Origin of the sequence: Stenotrophomonas sp. MH181796 (genome assembly GCF_009659995.1) — a bacterium.
Classification (GTDB): domain Bacteria; phylum Pseudomonadota; class Gammaproteobacteria; order Xanthomonadales; family Xanthomonadaceae; genus Stenotrophomonas; species Stenotrophomonas riyadhensis.
The window spans coordinates 161452-176670 of record NZ_RAHU01000005.1 but is presented as its reverse complement, the minus strand read 5'-3'; the positions used below and the strand labels follow the sequence as shown (position 1 = coordinate 176670).

The 15219-nt window shown below is 67.0% G+C and carries 12 protein-coding genes; 2 read left to right on the top strand and 10 right to left on the bottom strand.

Going from position 1 to position 15219, the window contains the following annotated elements; translation table 11 throughout:
• Positions 1-82: 82 nt before the first annotated feature.
• The 9 genes from D5301_RS13805 to D5301_RS13765 form a co-directional block, all read right to left on the bottom strand.
• Entirely contained in the window at positions 83-1672 is a 1590-nt protein-coding gene (locus D5301_RS13805) for an alkaline phosphatase D family protein (RefSeq protein ID WP_153855973.1), read from the bottom strand.
• Complete coding sequence (locus D5301_RS13800) at positions 1672-3915, bottom strand: TonB-dependent receptor (protein ID WP_153855972.1); 2244 nt, start codon at positions 3913-3915, stop codon at positions 1672-1674. Before D5301_RS13800 ends, D5301_RS13805 begins: the two co-directional genes overlap by 1 nt.
• A gap of 172 nt (positions 3916-4087) precedes the next feature.
• Complete coding sequence (locus tag D5301_RS13795; RefSeq protein ID WP_110712845.1) at positions 4088-5524, bottom strand: replicative DNA helicase; 1437 nt, start codon at positions 5522-5524, stop codon at positions 4088-4090.
• 346 nt (positions 5525-5870) lie between these two features.
• Positions 5871-6431, bottom strand: a complete 561-nt coding sequence (locus D5301_RS13790; protein WP_110712846.1) for an NAD(P)H-dependent oxidoreductase — start codon at positions 6429-6431, stop codon at positions 5871-5873.
• A 66-nt stretch (positions 6432-6497) separates the two neighbouring features.
• A complete protein-coding gene (gene asnB, locus D5301_RS13785) occupies positions 6498-8441 on the bottom strand; it encodes an asparagine synthase (glutamine-hydrolyzing) (RefSeq protein WP_153855971.1) in 1944 nt (647 codons plus the stop codon).
• A 3-nt stretch (positions 8442-8444) separates the two neighbouring features.
• Entirely contained in the window at positions 8445-10724 is a 2280-nt protein-coding gene (locus D5301_RS13780; protein WP_153855970.1) for a thiamine pyrophosphate-dependent enzyme, read from the bottom strand.
• A 78-nt stretch (positions 10725-10802) separates the two neighbouring features.
• On the bottom strand, positions 10803-11459 hold the full coding sequence (locus D5301_RS13775; protein WP_110714347.1) for a glutathione S-transferase family protein: 657 nt from the start codon (positions 11457-11459) through the stop codon (positions 10803-10805).
• A 175-nt stretch (positions 11460-11634) separates the two neighbouring features.
• On the bottom strand, positions 11635-12177 hold the full coding sequence (locus D5301_RS13770; protein WP_032129637.1) for a GNAT family N-acetyltransferase: 543 nt from the start codon (positions 12175-12177) through the stop codon (positions 11635-11637).
• 126 nt (positions 12178-12303) lie between these two features.
• Positions 12304-13149 carry a glycine zipper 2TM domain-containing protein gene (locus tag D5301_RS13765; protein ID WP_110714348.1) on the bottom strand — a complete coding sequence of 282 codons (846 nt, stop codon included), beginning with the start codon at positions 13147-13149 and terminating at the stop codon, positions 12304-12306.
• 163 nt (positions 13150-13312) lie between these two features.
• Here D5301_RS13765 and D5301_RS13760 point away from each other — a divergent pair, with 163 nt between their 5' ends.
• On the top strand, positions 13313-13528 hold the full coding sequence (locus D5301_RS13760) for a DUF6116 family protein (protein WP_110712850.1): 216 nt from the start codon (positions 13313-13315) through the stop codon (positions 13526-13528).
• Entirely contained in the window at positions 13525-14298 is a 774-nt protein-coding gene (locus tag D5301_RS13755; protein ID WP_153855969.1) for a TatD family hydrolase, read from the top strand. Before D5301_RS13760 ends, D5301_RS13755 begins: the two co-directional genes overlap by 4 nt.
• 77 nt (positions 14299-14375) lie before the next feature.
• On the opposite strand, the gene D5301_RS13750 is transcribed toward D5301_RS13755, so the two are convergent.
• Positions 14376-15203: a tRNA threonylcarbamoyladenosine dehydratase gene (locus D5301_RS13750; RefSeq protein ID WP_033835434.1), complete on the bottom strand. Its 828-nt coding sequence runs from the start codon at positions 15201-15203 to the stop codon at positions 14376-14378.
• Between the last annotated feature and the right edge of the window lie 16 nt (positions 15204-15219).

Below are 15219 nucleotides of genomic sequence, written 5' to 3'. Positions count from 1 at the left end.
GGGCTGGGGGCGATGAAACCGATTGTGGGGAAACCGGAGATTCAGGAGATTGCCGGCCAGCGGCCGGCACTACCGCAGGGATTTACACCGGGACCGCGCCCGGGCGGCCGTGGGTGACCTGGAAGCGGGCGGCCGTACGTACCGGCGCGTCGGCACGCAGCACGCTGTCGGCGAAGCGCAGTTCCGCATCCACGGTCTGCCGGTTCAGCTGCAGCTTCCACCAGCCACGGCGGTCGCCGTCGAAATAGCGGATGTGCGGGTTCTGCGGAATCGACGGACCGTAGTACGGGCCATAGGGCGTGTCGTCGCCGCCACTGCTGATCGCCGGGGCGATGAATTCGGTGGCCACGACCGGCGCACTGGCGGCATCGAAGTCCAGCTTCAGGTCGTTGACGAAGGTGGAATGCCAGTCGCCGCCAAGCACGATGGCATTGCCCTGCCCGCCCGCCTGCATCGCCTGCAGCAGCCGGTTGCGTGCGGCGGGATAGCCATCCCAGGCGTCATTCCAGAAGCGCTCGCGTGGCGTGCCGCCTTCCAGCCGCAGCTGCGCCATCAACAGCTGCTGCACCACCACGTTCCAGCGCGTGCCTTGCGCGGCGGCCATCGACTGCGTGAACCACGCTTCCTGGCCCATGCCGAGCATGCTCATGCGCGGGTCCAGTGCGGCATCACAGCGTGGTGACTCGCCGACGCCACAGGGATTGGCCGGGCGGAACTGGCGGCAATCGAGCAACGTCAGCTGTGCCAGGTCGCCATAGCGCAGGCGCCGATGCACGCGAAGACCGCCATTGCCCGCTGGCGTACTACGCATCGGCAGGTGCTCGTAGAACGCGCGGTAGGCCGCCGCACGACGCACGATGAAATCTTCGGTCGATACACCGGGCTTTTCCGGGTGGATGCCGGAGTAATCGTTCTGCACTTCATGGTCGTCCCAGATCACCGCGAACGCATGTGCGGCGTGCGCGGCCTGCAGATCCGGATCGAGTTTGTACAGCGCGTACTGGTCACGGTAGCGCTCCAGGCTGACGGTCTCGCCACTGAAGCGTTGCGCATCCAGCGCACGACCACGCGCGTTCTGCAGCGGGCTGTATTCGTACAGGTAGTCACCCGCGTGGAGCACCAGGTCGACATCGCTCTGTGCGATATCGCGCAGCACCGGATAGTAGCCACTGTTCCAGGCCTGGCAGGTGCACAGGGCCAGCCGCAGCTGCTGCAGTTGCGTGTCCAGCAGCGGCGCGGTACGGAAATGGCCGACCGCGCTTTCCTCGTCACCGTCGCAGGCAAAACGGTAGTAGTAGTCGCGGCCTGGGTGCAGGCCATTGACCTCCACGTGCACCGAGTGGGCCAGCTCGGGCACCGCGGCCGCAGTCCCCCGCTGCACCAGCCGGCGCATGCCGGGGTCTTCGGCCACGAACCAGCGTACCGGTACCGCCCGTGACGGCATGCCGCCGCCATTGAGCGGGTCCGGTGCCAGCCGCGTCCATAACACGGCCCCCTGTGGATCCGGATCACCGGCGGCGACACCGAGGGTGAACGGATCACGCCCCAGCCGCGGCCGTGGGCCGGCCGTGGCCAGCCCCGGCATCGCCGCCAGCGCGATCGCCGCCCCCGTGCCCTGCCACGCCATGCGCAGCAGGCGACGACGGCTTTCCGGATCGACAGGCCCGCGCATCAGAAGCGCACGGTAGCGGTGGCCATCACCTGGCGCGGCGCGCCGACCTGCATGGTCGCCAGGCTGCGGGTCGGGTCGGCGGCGTAGGTACCGTTGGTGTTGATCGAGGACAGGTAGCGCTTGTCGGTCAGGTTGGTCAGGTTCAGCGCTACGGTCAGGTTCTGCGCCGGGCCGAGCTTGCCGAAGTCATAGGCCACCGAGGCGTTGACCAGCCAGTAGCTCGGCACCGACACATCGTTGGTATAGGTCACGTAGCGCTTGCCGACATGATTGGCGGCCAGGCGCAGGTCCCACGAGCCCGGGGTCCACGCCAGGGTGCTGGCGAACATCCATTCCGGGGTGTCGACGGTCGTCTTGCCACGGGTCGGCACCACGCCGTTGTTCACGTAGTCGTTGTCGTAGGTGCTGTCATTCCAGGACAGCGCATTGGACCAGGTCAGGTCCTGCATCGGCTTCAGCTGCAGGGTCGCCTCGGCGCCGCGGCTGGTCACCGACCCGACGTTGGAGAACAGTGCCGGGCAACCGAGGATGCCCACGCACTGCGCGATGGCCAGCAGACGGTTGTCGAACTTGACGTCGTACACCGCCACCGAGGCTTCATAGCCGCGGCCGTAGCCACGCCAACCCAGTTCGATCGTGCGCGACTGTTCCGGCTTCAGGTTCTTCGCGCTGGCATCGAAGGCGGCCTGCGGCACATTGAACGGGCTGCCCACGCCCAGCGCATAGGCGGCGATGTTCTTGGCGAACGAACCGAAGATCTCGTTGCCTTCGTTCAGCTTGAAGTTGAAGCCGGCCTGCGGCAGCAGGCCCTTCTTCGAGGTCAGGCTGCTGTTGTTGGCATAGCTGCCCAGCGGCGTGCGCACGCTGGTGCGGGTGTGCGGCGACTTCGCACCGATGTCGATGGTCAGGCGGTCATCGAACAGGCGGAAGCGATCCTGCACGTAGAACTGGCGGGTGATGGTGGTGTAGCGCTGGTGCCACACGCGCTGGTCCGGGTTGCGCAGGAAGAAGTCGTCGGTGATCGGGCCGTCGATGTAGTAGAAGTTGCGCTGCACGCTGTGGCCGTTGTCCTCGTACCAGAGGCCCGCTTCCAGTTCGTGGCCACCGACGTTCCAGGTGAACGCCGAGGTCACGCCGGTACGGTCGATCGCGTACTCGGTGGTGCGGATCGAGATCGGAATCTCGCGGCTGGTGCCCGGGTTGGACGGATTGGACGGGCTGAACCAGTGGCCCTGGCCACGGTTGCTGTGGTTGTAGACATTGACCTTCAAGCGCATCGACTCGTTCAGGCCGAAATCACCGGCAATGCTGGACAGGTCATCGTTGCGCAGGCCGTGGCCGGAGTAGTACGCATCCCACGGGCTGTTGACGCCGCCGCTGAATTTGCCGCGTGCGGCGGCGACGGCGCGATCCCAGTCCGGCGCGTAGTTGTCCCAGTCCCAGCCGAGGCGATCGATCATCTCCAGCGACAGATCCTGGTAATCGGCCTCGACGCGGCGCGAGGCGTTGAACAGCGCGGTGATCTTGCTGTCCGTTCCGAAGTTGTAGGTGGCCTTGCCGTTGAACTGCTTCAGCTCCTGCGAGCCCTTGCCCTTCCACTTGTCACCTTCCGAATACACACCGGACAGGTAGGCAGCAAAGCCCTGGTGCTCACCGGTCTCCAGGCGCGCATAGCTGCGGCGTGCGCTGTCACTGCCAAAGCTCTGTGCCAGCACGACCCCATATTCGGTGGACGGATCGATCGAGTAGAACTGGAACACGCCGCCGAGGTTGCTGGTGGACGGCGTACCCAGTGCGCCGATGCCGGTGGAGACCTCCGCACCGCCCAGGTTCTCGCTGATCACCGCGCGGCTGATGTGCAGGCCGTTGCTGTTGCCATAGGCCATGTTGCCCAGCGGGATGCCATCAAGGGTGTAACCCAGGCGGTTCTGGTTGAAGCCACGCAGGCTGATGGTGGTGGACCATTCGTAGGCGCCGGTGGCATCGGCCGATTCGAAATGCACGCCCGGCTTGGTCGCAAGCAGCTTCAGCGGATTGGCACCCGGCGGCAGCACCTTCATGTCCTCGGCGGTCACGCGCTGCACCTGGCGCGCTTCACCGCGGCCGATCACCGAGATCGAGTCAAGGGTGGTGGCCGACTGCGCGTCGGTGGTGGGGGCGGTTTCAGCGACAGCCAGCGACGGCAGCGAAGCACAGACCAGCAGGGCCAGCAGATTGCGGCGGAGCGGAGCGTGGGACGGCATGGGGGCGGATTCCTTGGGCACGCTGGACGCCGAAGGGCGGCGTCGAAGGGCAGCAGCGGCGGAATCGTAGAAGCGTCGCGTTACATGTCATTTACACGCCACATACGGACGTTTGGCGTTTCGAATGGTTTGCCGGCCGTGGGGGTGGGCCGGCCAGCAGCCGGCACTACGGTTATTCGAATGAACCGACCGAATCGTGGGCCAGGTTGTCGAAGCGGGTGTACTCGCCGAAGAACTTCAGCTTGCACGAACCGGTTGGGCCACCACGGTGCTTGCCGATGATGATCTCGGCCAGGCCCTTGTCCGGCGAATTCTCCTTGTTGTAGTAATCGTCGCGGTAGATGAAGACGATCATGTCCGCATCCTGCTCGATTGCGCCCGATTCGCGAAGGTCGGCCATCACCGGGCGCTTGTCGGTACGCGTTTCCAGCGAGCGGTTGAGCTGCGACAGCGCGATCACCGGCACGTGCAGTTCCTTGGCCAGGCCCTTCAGCGAACGCGAGATCTCCGAGATTTCGGTCGCGCGGTTTTCGCTGTTGCCCGGCACGCTCATCAGCTGCAGGTAGTCGATCACCACCAGGCCCAGGTCATGTTCGCGCTTGAGGCGGCGGCACTTGGAGCGCAGCACTTCCGGCGACACGCCCGGCGTGTCGTCGATGAAGATCTTGGTTTCCTTCAGCATCTTGATCGCGCTGGTGACGCGGCTCCAGTCCTCGTCTTCCAGCTGGCCGGTACGCAGGCGCTGCGCGTTGATGCGGCCGTTGGAGGAAATCAGGCGCATCGCCAGCTGCGATGCCGACATTTCCATCGAGAACACCGCCACGCCCTTCTTCGACTTGATCGCCGCGTACTCGGCGATGTTCAGCGCGAAGGTGGTCTTGCCCATGGCCGGGCGCGCGGCGAGGATGATCAGGTCGGTCGGCTGCAGGCCGGAGGTCATCGCATCGAAATCGTTGTAGCCGGTCGGCAGGCCGGTGATGTTGCCGCCGTTCTCGAAGCGACTGCGCAGCTCTTCGAAGGCATCCTTCAGAGCACCGGGCATCGCCACGAAATCGGTACGGCCGCGTGCGCCCTGTTCGGCGATGGCGAACACGCTCTTTTCCGCCGACGCCAGCAGCTCGCTGCTGTCACGGCCCTCGGGCTGGAAACCGTCGTTGACGATGTCGGTGCCCACCTGGATCAATTGCCGCAGCACCGCCTTGTCACGCACGATCTCTGCGTAGGCCACGATGTTGGCCGCCGACGGCGTGGTACTGGCCAGCTCGATCAGATAGGCACCATCGCCCACCAGTTCCATCTTGCCCTGCGATTCGAACCACTCGCCCAGGGTCACCGCATCGAACGGCCGCTCGCGTTCGGACAGCTCGCGGATCGCGCGGTAGATCATCTGATGATCACGGCGGTAGAAATCGCCTTCGGTCAACTGGTCATTGACCCGGTCATAGGCCTCCGGGGCCAGCATCAGGCCACCCAGCACCGCCTGTTCGGCTTCCACCGAATGGGGCGGCACCCGCAACTGGTCGATGCGCGACTCGTCGCGATCACGATCGCGATCAAAGCCATCACCGCGCTCTCTGCGGTTGGAACGGAAGCCGGGGCGAGCGGACATGCTGCGGTGTTTCCTGCAAAAGTGGGCCAGACGAGTGTAGGCATGCGCCGACCCCGGCGGCCATGGACAAGCCTGTGGATAAGCCGTGGAGAAACGGGGGATATCCGCCAGTGCCTGTCCACTCTGGCGTGGGGGCGTCGCAGTGCCTGCGACGGGCGCCGTTGCGACGCCCGAGCGGGTCATTATCGCAGATCAGGCGATCAGGGTCGGACCCCGTGCAACGTACGGGCTCCGGCCTGCCCCGCTGGACGTGGGGTCAGAGCCCGCCACTGCGCGACGGGATCCGCCCCTTGGCATGGCTGGGTCGGATCCCTCTGCAAAGCAGAGGGCTCTGACCCCCTCGGTCTCAATCGCCCTTGACGTGAACAGCAATCAGCGCCAGGAACCGGTCCACATAGCCCTGCAGGAATTTCTGCGTGCCCTCGTTGTGGATCGTGCCGTCGGCATCGATCAGACCGTCCTTGAAGTGGATGAATGCCTCGGGCTGACCCAGCACATGCATGTCCAGGAAGGCCAGGCTGTTGCGCAGGTGCTGCTGGGCCACAGCGGTGCCGATCTGGCCGATGGAGGCGCCGATCACCGCCGCCGGTTTGCCGGCAAACGCGCTGTCACCATACGGGCGCGAGCCGATGTCGATGGCGTTCTTCAGCACGCCCGGCACCGACCGGTTGTATTCCGGGGTCACGAACAGCACCGCATCGGCGGCACGGACCTGGTCCTTCAGCCGGGTACCCTGCGCCGGATACTGGCCATCGAAGTCCTGGTCGTACAGCGGCAGATCACCGATCTGCACGTACTGGAAGCGCGCACGGTCACCGGCAATCTTCTCCAGCGCATGGGCCAGTTTGCGGTTGCAGGAATCCTTGCGCAGGCTGCCGACGAACACGGCGATGGTGGGGACGGACATCGGGACATACTCCTCACGGTGCGGGAGGCCCAGCCTAGTCGCCGGGCCCTTGCATGCCGGTGAAGATCAGCCGCCGGTCACGCCCGCGCGCACCTGCCGCCAATGCGCCTGCCAGGCCTGGAACATCAGCACGTTCCACAGATGGGTATGCCACTTGCGTTGGCCGCCGAGGAACTGCTGCCACAGCGGCTGTACCGCGGCAGCCGACAGCACGCCCTCACGCTCCAGCCGTGCCGGCTGCAGCAGGTCTTCGGCCCACGGCCGCAGGTCGCCCTTCAGCCAGTCACTGACCGGCGCGCCGAAGCCACGCTTGGGCCGGTGCACCATCGACTGCGGCACATAACGGCCCAGCACGCGCTTGAGCAGCACCTTGCTGGTGGTTTCACTGCGCTTGAAGCCCAGCGGCAGCGACCAGGCGAACTCGGCCACGCGAGAATCCAACAGCGGTGCGCGGGCTTCCAGGCTGACCGCCATCGAGGTGCGGTCGACCTTGCACAGCAGGTCATCCGGCAGGTAGGTCACGTAATCGGCCAGCATCATCGCATCGGCCGGTGTGCCGGCACCGTGCAACGGGTCGGCCAGGTCGTAGAAGCTGCCCGCGGCCTGCGCCCCGGGCACTGCCGCCGCCGGGTCGCGCCAGCGCGAGATGCGATTGCGGTACACGTCACCGATGCCACGCGCGCCGGATTCTGCCAACAGCGCGGCGAGGCCGCCGGTACGCGAGGCCTCGCCCTGCTGCTGGGAGCGCGCGCCCATCCAGCGCCGCAGCGGCCCCGGCACGCGTCCCAGCATCTGCCAGTTGCGCAGCGCGCGCACATAGCGGGTATAGCCGAAGAACAGCTCGTCGCCACCATCGCCGGACAGCGCCACGGTCACGCCCTGCCGCGCCAGGCGGGCAACCAGCGCGGTCGGTACCTGCGAGGCATCGGCGAAGGGTTCGTCGAACATCGCCGGCAACTGCGGTACCACCGCCAACGCATCGGCACCGCTGACGTAGAGTTCGGTGTGGTCACAGCCCAGATGCGCGGCCAGCTCCTTGGCCAGCGGCGCCTCGTCGTGGCCCGAACCGGTGAAGCCAATGCTGAAGCTGTGCACCGGCTGTCCGCTCTGTGCCTGCATCAGCGCGGCCACCAGCGACGAATCGGTACCGCCGGACAGGAACACGCCCACCGGCACGTCGGCCACCATGCGCAGCGCCACCGCGTCGCGCAGCAGCCCATCCAACTGTTCCTCGGCCTCCTCGATGCGGCCCTGGAACGGCGCGGCCAGCGCCGCCTGCATGCGGGCACGCGCATCCCAGTACGGGCGCTGCGCCTGCTCCGGGCGATGCGCGGCCGCACCCGCCGCTACGCCTTCGACGTCCAGGCGCAGCACGCGGCCCGGCATCAGCTTGTAGCAGCGCTGGTGGATGCTGTGCGGTGCAGGAATGTAGTCCAACCGCAGCAGCAGGGTCAGGGCGTCACGGTCGATGTCGTTGTCGAAGGCCGGGTGCTGCCACAGCGCCTTCAGTTCCGAACCGAACACCAGCGTGTCGCCGGCCCAGCCGTAGTACAGCGGCTTCTTGCCGACACGGTCGCGGGCCAGCCACAGGCACTGCTCCTGGCGGTCCCACAGCGCAATGGCGAACATGCCGTTGCAGCGCTGCAGGGTGTCTTCCATGCCCCATTGCAGGATCGCTGCCAGCAGCACTTCGGTGTCGGAGTGACCACGGAAAACATGCCCCAGCGGCTCCAGTTCGGCACGCAGGGCGGCGAAGTTGTAGACCTCGCCGTTGTAGGCCATCACGTAGCGACCATCGGACGAGGCCATCGGCTGGTGCCCCAGCGGCGACAGGTCGAGGATGCTCAGGCGGCGATGCGCCAGCGCGATGCCGGCCGTGGCGTCGACCCAGCTGCCGCCATCATCCGGCCCGCGGTGGTGCAGCGCCTCGCCCATGGCCAGGACCTGCGCCTGCAGCTCCTCGGCCGACGCCACCGGCGCCGGCAACAACATTCCCGCCAATCCACACATGCATCAGGGTTCCTGCGCCAGTTCAAGGGCGGCGCCAATCACTGCATTGTCGCTTGGAAGCCCGAACATTGCTGCCCCCGCCAACGGGGTATAGGTATCGGCACCGCAGACCCGGCGCAGCGGCAGGTGGCCGAAGCCGGCCTCGACCAGGACGGTGACCACGCCCTCGCCCACCCCACCACTGTGGCGGCCCTCGTCCAGCACCAGCACCCGTCGTGCGCTGGCGGCCTGCGCGGCGATGAAACCGGCATCCAGCGGCACCAGCCAGCGCAGGTCGACCACCCGCACCTGCCAGCCCAGCTGCTGCTCGATCGCCCGCGCCGCGCGCAGCGCCATCGGCACGCCGTTGCCATAGGTGTAGACCACCAGGTCGCCTGCCTCCGGCGCATAGACCCGCCCTTCGCCCGGCACCAGCGCCTGGCCCTGGGCCGGGTAGTCGAACAGCCACTGGCCATCGCCGGGCACATGCAGGTCCTTGCTCATGTACAGCGCGATCGGTTCCAGGAACACCGCCACCCGGCCATCCACCTTTGCCAGCGCCGACAAGGTGCGCAGCATCATCACCGCATCGTCGCCGCGCGACGGGCAACCGACCACCAGGCCGGGAATGTCGCGCAGCGCGGTGATCGAATTGTCGTTGTGGAAGTGGCCACCGAAGCCCTTCTGGTAGCCCAGCCCGGCCACCCGCACCAGCATCGGGTTGCGGTACTGGTCATTGGAGAAAAACTGCAGCGAACACGCTTCACCGCGCACCTGGTCGATGGCGTTGTGCAGGTAGGCCAGGTACTGGATCTCCGGAATCGGCAGCATGCCCATGTTGGCCAGGCCCTGCGCCATGCCCAGGATCATGGTCTCGTCCAGCAGGGTGTTGAACACCCGGCGCGGGCCGAAGCGGCGCAGCAGATCCTTGGTGACGGTGTAGACACCGCCCTTCTGCGCCACATCCTCACCGAACAGCAGGCTCTGCGGATACTTGGCCAGCAGCTCCTGCAGGCCGTGGTTGATCTGGATGGCGAGGTGCCGTGCTGGCTGCCGCTCGGGCAGGGCCTCCGCACCGCCATACAGCGCTTCGCGCGCATCGGCGGGCACCTCGCGCCGCGCTTCGGCCTGCACCGCCGCCGGCGTGTACGGCGCCAGCGGCGCCATCACCTCCTGCAGTGACTGCAGCGTCGGGCGGCCTTCGGCATCCGCCGCCGCGGCCATGCAGCGCGCGCGCATCGTTTCGTAGGCGACCTCGATGGCGGCCGCATCCATCCAGCCCGACTCCATCGCGATCTGCGCCGAGCGCAGCAGCGGATCCTGCGCCTCGGCCGCGCACAGCTCCGGCAGCGCGCGCCATTCCACTTCAAAGTCGGTGCCGGCGTGGCCCATCAGGCGGGTGGTACGTAGATGCAGGAAGGTGGGCCGCCGCGTGCGCCGGCAGTGTTCCACCGCCGCCTGCACCTGGGCGTGCCCCGTGGCCAGGTCGAGGCCATCGGCAAAGAAATAGTCCAGCCCCGGCTGGCGGCTGAAGCGCTCGGCAATCCAGCCTTCCGGTGTCTTCACCGAGATGCCCAGCCCGTTGTCCTCGCAGACGAACAGGATCGGTGCCGGCAGCTTCTGGTAGGCCGACCACATCGCGGTGTTGAACGCGGTCTGCGCGGTGGCATGGTTGGCCGAGGCGTCGCCGAACGAGCACAGCACGATGCTGTCGGCCGGGATCGGCAACGGCTGCCCCAGGCGCTTGCCGCTCTCGATGGCCAGCGCGGTGCCCAGCGCTTTCGGCAGGTGCGACGCGATGGTCGACGTCTGCGGCAGCACCCACAACGGTTTGCTGCCCCACACCTTGTGGCGCCCCCCGCTGGCCGGGTCATCGGCGCTGGCGGCGAAAGACAGCGCGGCATCGCGCAGCGGATCGATGCCCGGCACCTGGCGCGAACGCTCGGCCATGAAGGCACCAGAGCGATAGTGCAGGAAGGCTGGATCGGTATGCCGGCAGGCCCGCGCCAACAGCGCGTTGCCTTCGTGGCCGGAGGAACCGATGGTGTAGAAGACCTTGTTCTGCACGCGCAGCACGCGTGCCATCAGGTCCAGCTGGCGGCTGGCCAGCTGCGAATCGAACAGCTCGCCAAACGCTGCGGCAGTGAGCGTGCTGCCCGGCAGGATCGGCGCATCCGGTGCCGGGCGCGGACGCGGGGTGCCGCGCCAGCCACGCACCGCATCGAGGAAGTTGACGTCGCACACTTCGGCGCGGTTGAGCACGCGCATGCGTGCGGGAATCGGATCTGGAACCACAGCGAACATCGAACACCCTCCGTGTCGTTGTTGCATTCCGCCCGGCGTTGGCCAGGCGCTACCCTGTGGGGGTCACCCTGGTGAGAGTCACGCAGCCTCGAATCGCGAGCGCACTTCGGCAGTCACCGCCGGCATCGGCAGGAAGCGCGGTTGTTCACGCACGCGCTGCAGCCAGCCACGCACTTCCGGGAATGGCTGCAGGCTGATACCACCCTCGCCTGCGACGTCGGTGTAGGCGAACAGCGCGATATCGGCGATGCCATATCCGCTGCCGGTGAACCACTGCGCTTCGCGCAGATGTTGCTCCATTACTGCCAGCGCGGTGGCGGCACGCTCGTGCAGGCGCGGCAGTTCGGCGCGGCGCGGTGAATCAGCGGGGGTCCAGCCACGGATGAAGCGCGCCACTGCCACGCAGGGCTCGTGCGTGTACTGCTCGAAGAACATCCAGCTCAACGCCTGCGCGCGCTCCCAGCCATCGCTGGGCAGGTACGGCGTGCCCTCGGCCAGCCAGAACAGGATCGCGTTGGATTCGGTCAACACGCGGCCATCGTCGCGGACGATCAGCGGCACCTTGGCATTCGGGTTGAGCGCCAGGAATTCGGGGGTGTGGGTCTGGCCGTGGGCACTGTCCACTTCCATCCAGCGGTAGCGGCTGCCGAGCTGCTCCAGCAGCAGGCGGACCTTGTGGCAATTGCCCGAGACCGACATGCCATGCACCGTCAACGGGACGCGCTCTTCCACCATCGCCTGCTCCATCGGATCCGGCCGGCGGCCGGCTGCGTGCAGTCTGGCAAGCGCGCCGGTGAATGCCAAGCGCGGGTGCAGCATGGCAACACGGTCGTGCCGGCCGCTGGCCGGCAATCGCACGAATCTGCCGCAACGCGGTTGCCGGCCAGCGGCCGGCACGACCGGGCAAGGCTCAGCGCGCGCGCTGCCGCCACTGCTCGCGCGACTGGCCCCAGATCTGCATCGGCTTGTCGTTGTACGGCGGCGGCAGTTCCCCCATCCGCAGCAGCGTGCTGCCGAGCTTGCGCGCGACCGCCCGCGAGTTGTCGTTGTTCTCGGCGATGGTATGGATCACCTCGTCCCATCCGAGTGTGTCGAATGCCCAGTCGATCGCGGCGACTGCGGCTTCCGGCGCATAGCCCCGGCCCCAGCTGGCATGGCGGATGCCCCAGCCGACCTCGGTACCGGGCCAGTCCTGCGGTTGCCACGGACCCATCCGCCCGATCCAGTCACCGCTGGACTTCTCGATCACGCTGAACATCGAGAAGCCGAACAGCTGCCAGGCACCGGCCAGGCTGCAGAAACCGCGCCAGGCCACCGACGGCGGCTGCACGCCACCGAGGGTGCGCATCGTTTCCTCATCAGCGCAGAACGCCAGATACGGTTCGTAGTCCTCGCGCAGCAGCGGGCGCAGGATCAGGCGCTCGGTTTCGATGCGCAGGTCGAAGATGCTCATGCCGGCTCCATGTCGAAGGAAGCGTCCATGATGGTGGATTCACGCCCCGCGCGGATGAATTTCGCCGGCTGCAACGAAACGGGCCAGCATGAGCCGGCCCGTCAGGTACTGCATGCTGCGCCTGGATTACTGACGCGTAGCGGCGGCAGTGGCACCGGCAGCAGCGGTCTGCGTGACCAGCTGGCCGTCGACCACCGGCAGGCGATCGCTGGCCGGCTTGTTGTCCATGCGCACGGTCTTCTCGGCGCCATCGTAGCGGTAGGTCACGTTGTAACCCTTGACCACATCGGTATTGCCCATGGCGATGCGGTTACCCGGCTTGCTGGCCATGCGCATGGTGCCGGTGGTGCCGTCCTCGTTGCGGTAGGTCACGTTGTAGCCGGTGACGCGGCTCGACTCGGAGGTCGCGGTCTCGGTGTGGCACTGGCGCTCGGTGCGGTTGACCACGCGGCCACCCACATGGCGCTTGTCGATCTGGTTGCCGATGAAGCCACCGGCCACCGCGCCGGCCGCAGTGGCCGCCTTCTTGCCATTGCCGCCGCCGACCTGGTTGCCGAGCAGGCCACCGACCACAGCGCCAACCACGGTGCCGCCCACATTGCCATCACGCTCCGGCAGGCGTTCCTGCACCGTCACGTCCTGGCAGACCTCATGCGGGGTCTGGGTGGTGGAGGTCTCACGCACCGCATCGGTGCCGATCACGGTGGCATACGCCTTCTGCTTCTCGGTGATCGGGTCGACCTTCAGCACGTCGGCGTATTCCAGGCCGCGCGGCGCGGACGGATCCAGCTTGTCACCACGTGCGCCATCGTCGGCGGCGTTGCCATCGACCAGGCGCGATTCACCATTGGGGGTTCCGGCGCTGATGGAATCGGGCGATTTGTCGCCACTCTTCATGAAGGCGGCAGTGGCGATGCCACCGACCAGCAGCGCGCCCGCTGCGACCAGGACAGTTGTAGTTGTGCTTTTCATGACCTGCTCCTTGCGGACCATCCGCAACGTTCTCGGGCCAGATTGCAGCATGCGCTGCCTGAACGGAATCTCCACATTTCCTGCTCATTGCTGTAACCCATTCAGCATCGGGAAATGCTGGGCCCGTGGTAGCGTTTGCATATTCCCCACGAGGATTCCCGCCATGGCCAACCCGATGCTGCTGCCGGTACTGCAATGGGCGCGCCGGCTGCGCTACCCCACCCTGTTCAAGCTCACCGCGGGCCTGTTCGCGCTGACCCTGTTCATCCCGGACCCGATTCCGTTCGTCGATGAGCTGGTGCTGGGCTTCGGCACCCTGCTGCTGGCCAACTGGAAGAGCCGCAACGCCGCAACACCTCCGCCGCTGGAACAGCGTTGAGCGTGCTGGTCGACAGCCACTGCCATCTGGACGCCAGCGAGTTCGACCATGACCGCGCCGCCGTGGTCGAGCGTGCGCAGGCGGCTGGGGTGCGCCTACAGGTGGTACCGGCGGTGACCGCAGCCAGCTGGCCGAAGCTGCGCGAGGTCTGCCGGCAGGCGCCGGGGCTGTACCCGGCCTACGGCCTGCATCCGATGTTCCTGGCCGAGCACCAGCCTGGGCACCTGCCGCTGCTGCGCGAGTGGATCGAACGCGAACGCCCCTGCGCGATCGGCGAATGCGGCCTGGACTTCTTCGTCGAAGGACTGGATGTCGAGGCGCAGCAGGCGTATTTCATCGGCCAGCTGGAACTGGCCCGTGAATTCGACCTGCCGGTGATCGTGCACGCGCGACGCGCGGTGGATGCGGTGATCGCCGCCATCCGCCGCATCGGCGGCCTGCGCGGCGTGGTGCACAGCTTTTCCGGCAGCCCGGAACAGGCCGCGCAGCTGCACCGGCAGGGCTTCCTGCTCGGGCTCGGCGGCCCATTGACCTACGATCGCGCGCAGCGCCTGCAGCGGCTTCTGCGCGAAATGCCGCTGGAACAACTGCTGCTGGAGACCGACGCGCCCGACCAGCCTGACGCCGGCATCCGCGGCCAGCGCAACGAACCGGCGCGGCTGGCAGTCATCGCCCGCCACGTGGCCGCGCTGCGCGGGATGGAGCTGGACGCGGTGGCCCAGGCCACGACGGAGAATGCGCGGCGGCTGTTCGCGCTGCCCGTGAACTGAGGGTAGTGCCGGCCGCTGGCCGGCATCTGCGCTGATTCAATCATTCCGGAGTTGCCGGCCAGCGGCCAGCACTACCGTCACGCGTCGGCGTGATCCTCGACCACTTCAGCCTTCACCTTCTTCGGCTCCAGCAGCATCTCCAACGCCTTGCCGACCGCTGCGAAGGCGAACGCGCCGGTGATGTGGGTCGCTGCGCCCAGGCCGGCGCCGCAGTCCAGCTTCAGCGCCGCATCGGCGCCCAGGTTCGGGCGGATGCCGCAGACACTGCCATCGGCCTGCGGGTACTTCACGTTCTCCAGCGAGTACACCGCCGGCACGCCGAAATAGCGCTTGGCATTCTTCGGGAAGTTGAACTCGCTGCGCAGCTTCTTGCGGATCAGCGCCAGCATGGCGTCATGCTCGGTGCGCGAGACATCGCGGATACGCACCAGGGTGGGATCGGTACGGCCACCGGCAGCGCCCACGGTCAGCAACGGCAGCTTGCGGCGACGGCACCAGGCGATCGTCTCGACCTTGACCCGGAAGCTGTCGCAGGCATCGATCACCAGGTCGAAGCCACGGTCCAGCAGTTCGGCCATGTTGGACACGGTCAGGAACGCCTGCACGGCATCGACCTCGATATCCGGATTGATCGCACGGCAACGCTCGGCCATCGCCTCGGCCTTGTTGCGGCCGTAGTTGCCTTCCATCGCCGGCAGCTGCCGGTTGGTGTTGGACACGCAGATGTCATCGGCATCGATCAGGGTCAGGTGGCCGACCGCTGAACGCGCCAACGCTTCCACCACCCACGAGCCGACGCCGCCCATGCCGACCACCGCCACGCGGCTGCCCTGCAGGCGCTCGAGTGCGCCCACGCCATACAGCCGTTCGATGCCGGCGAAGCGTTGTTTGACCTGTTCGTTCATCCCGCTATTTTAACGT

Excerpts from the sequence above, each read along its gene's own strand:
- D5301_RS13750 (WP_033835434.1), bottom strand. The coding sequence starts at position 15,203 with ATGAACGAACAGGTCAAACAACGCTTCGCCGGCATCGAACGGCTGTAT.
- D5301_RS13760 (WP_110712850.1), top strand. The coding sequence starts at position 13,313 with ATGGCCAACCCGATGCTGCTGCCGGTACTGCAATGGGCGCGCCGGCTG.
- asnB (WP_153855971.1), bottom strand. The coding sequence starts at position 8,441 with ATGTGTGGATTGGCGGGAATGTTGTTGCCGGCGCCGGTGGCGTCGGCC.
- D5301_RS13800 (WP_153855972.1), bottom strand. The coding sequence starts at position 3,915 with ATGCCGTCCCACGCTCCGCTCCGCCGCAATCTGCTGGCCCTGCTGGTC.
- D5301_RS13795 (WP_110712845.1), bottom strand. The coding sequence starts at position 5,524 with ATGTCCGCTCGCCCCGGCTTCCGTTCCAACCGCAGAGAGCGCGGTGAT.
- D5301_RS13770 (WP_032129637.1), bottom strand. The coding sequence starts at position 12,177 with ATGAGCATCTTCGACCTGCGCATCGAAACCGAGCGCCTGATCCTGCGC.
- D5301_RS13780 (WP_153855970.1), bottom strand. The coding sequence starts at position 10,724 with ATGTTCGCTGTGGTTCCAGATCCGATTCCCGCACGCATGCGCGTGCTC.
- D5301_RS13790 (WP_110712846.1), bottom strand. The coding sequence starts at position 6,431 with ATGTCCGTCCCCACCATCGCCGTGTTCGTCGGCAGCCTGCGCAAGGAT.
- D5301_RS13765 (WP_110714348.1), bottom strand. The coding sequence starts at position 13,149 with ATGAAAAGCACAACTACAACTGTCCTGGTCGCAGCGGGCGCGCTGCTG.
- D5301_RS13775 (WP_110714347.1), bottom strand. The coding sequence starts at position 11,459 with ATGGTGGAAGAGCGCGTCCCGTTGACGGTGCATGGCATGTCGGTCTCG.
- D5301_RS13805 (WP_153855973.1), bottom strand. The coding sequence starts at position 1,672 with ATGCGCGGGCCTGTCGATCCGGAAAGCCGTCGTCGCCTGCTGCGCATG.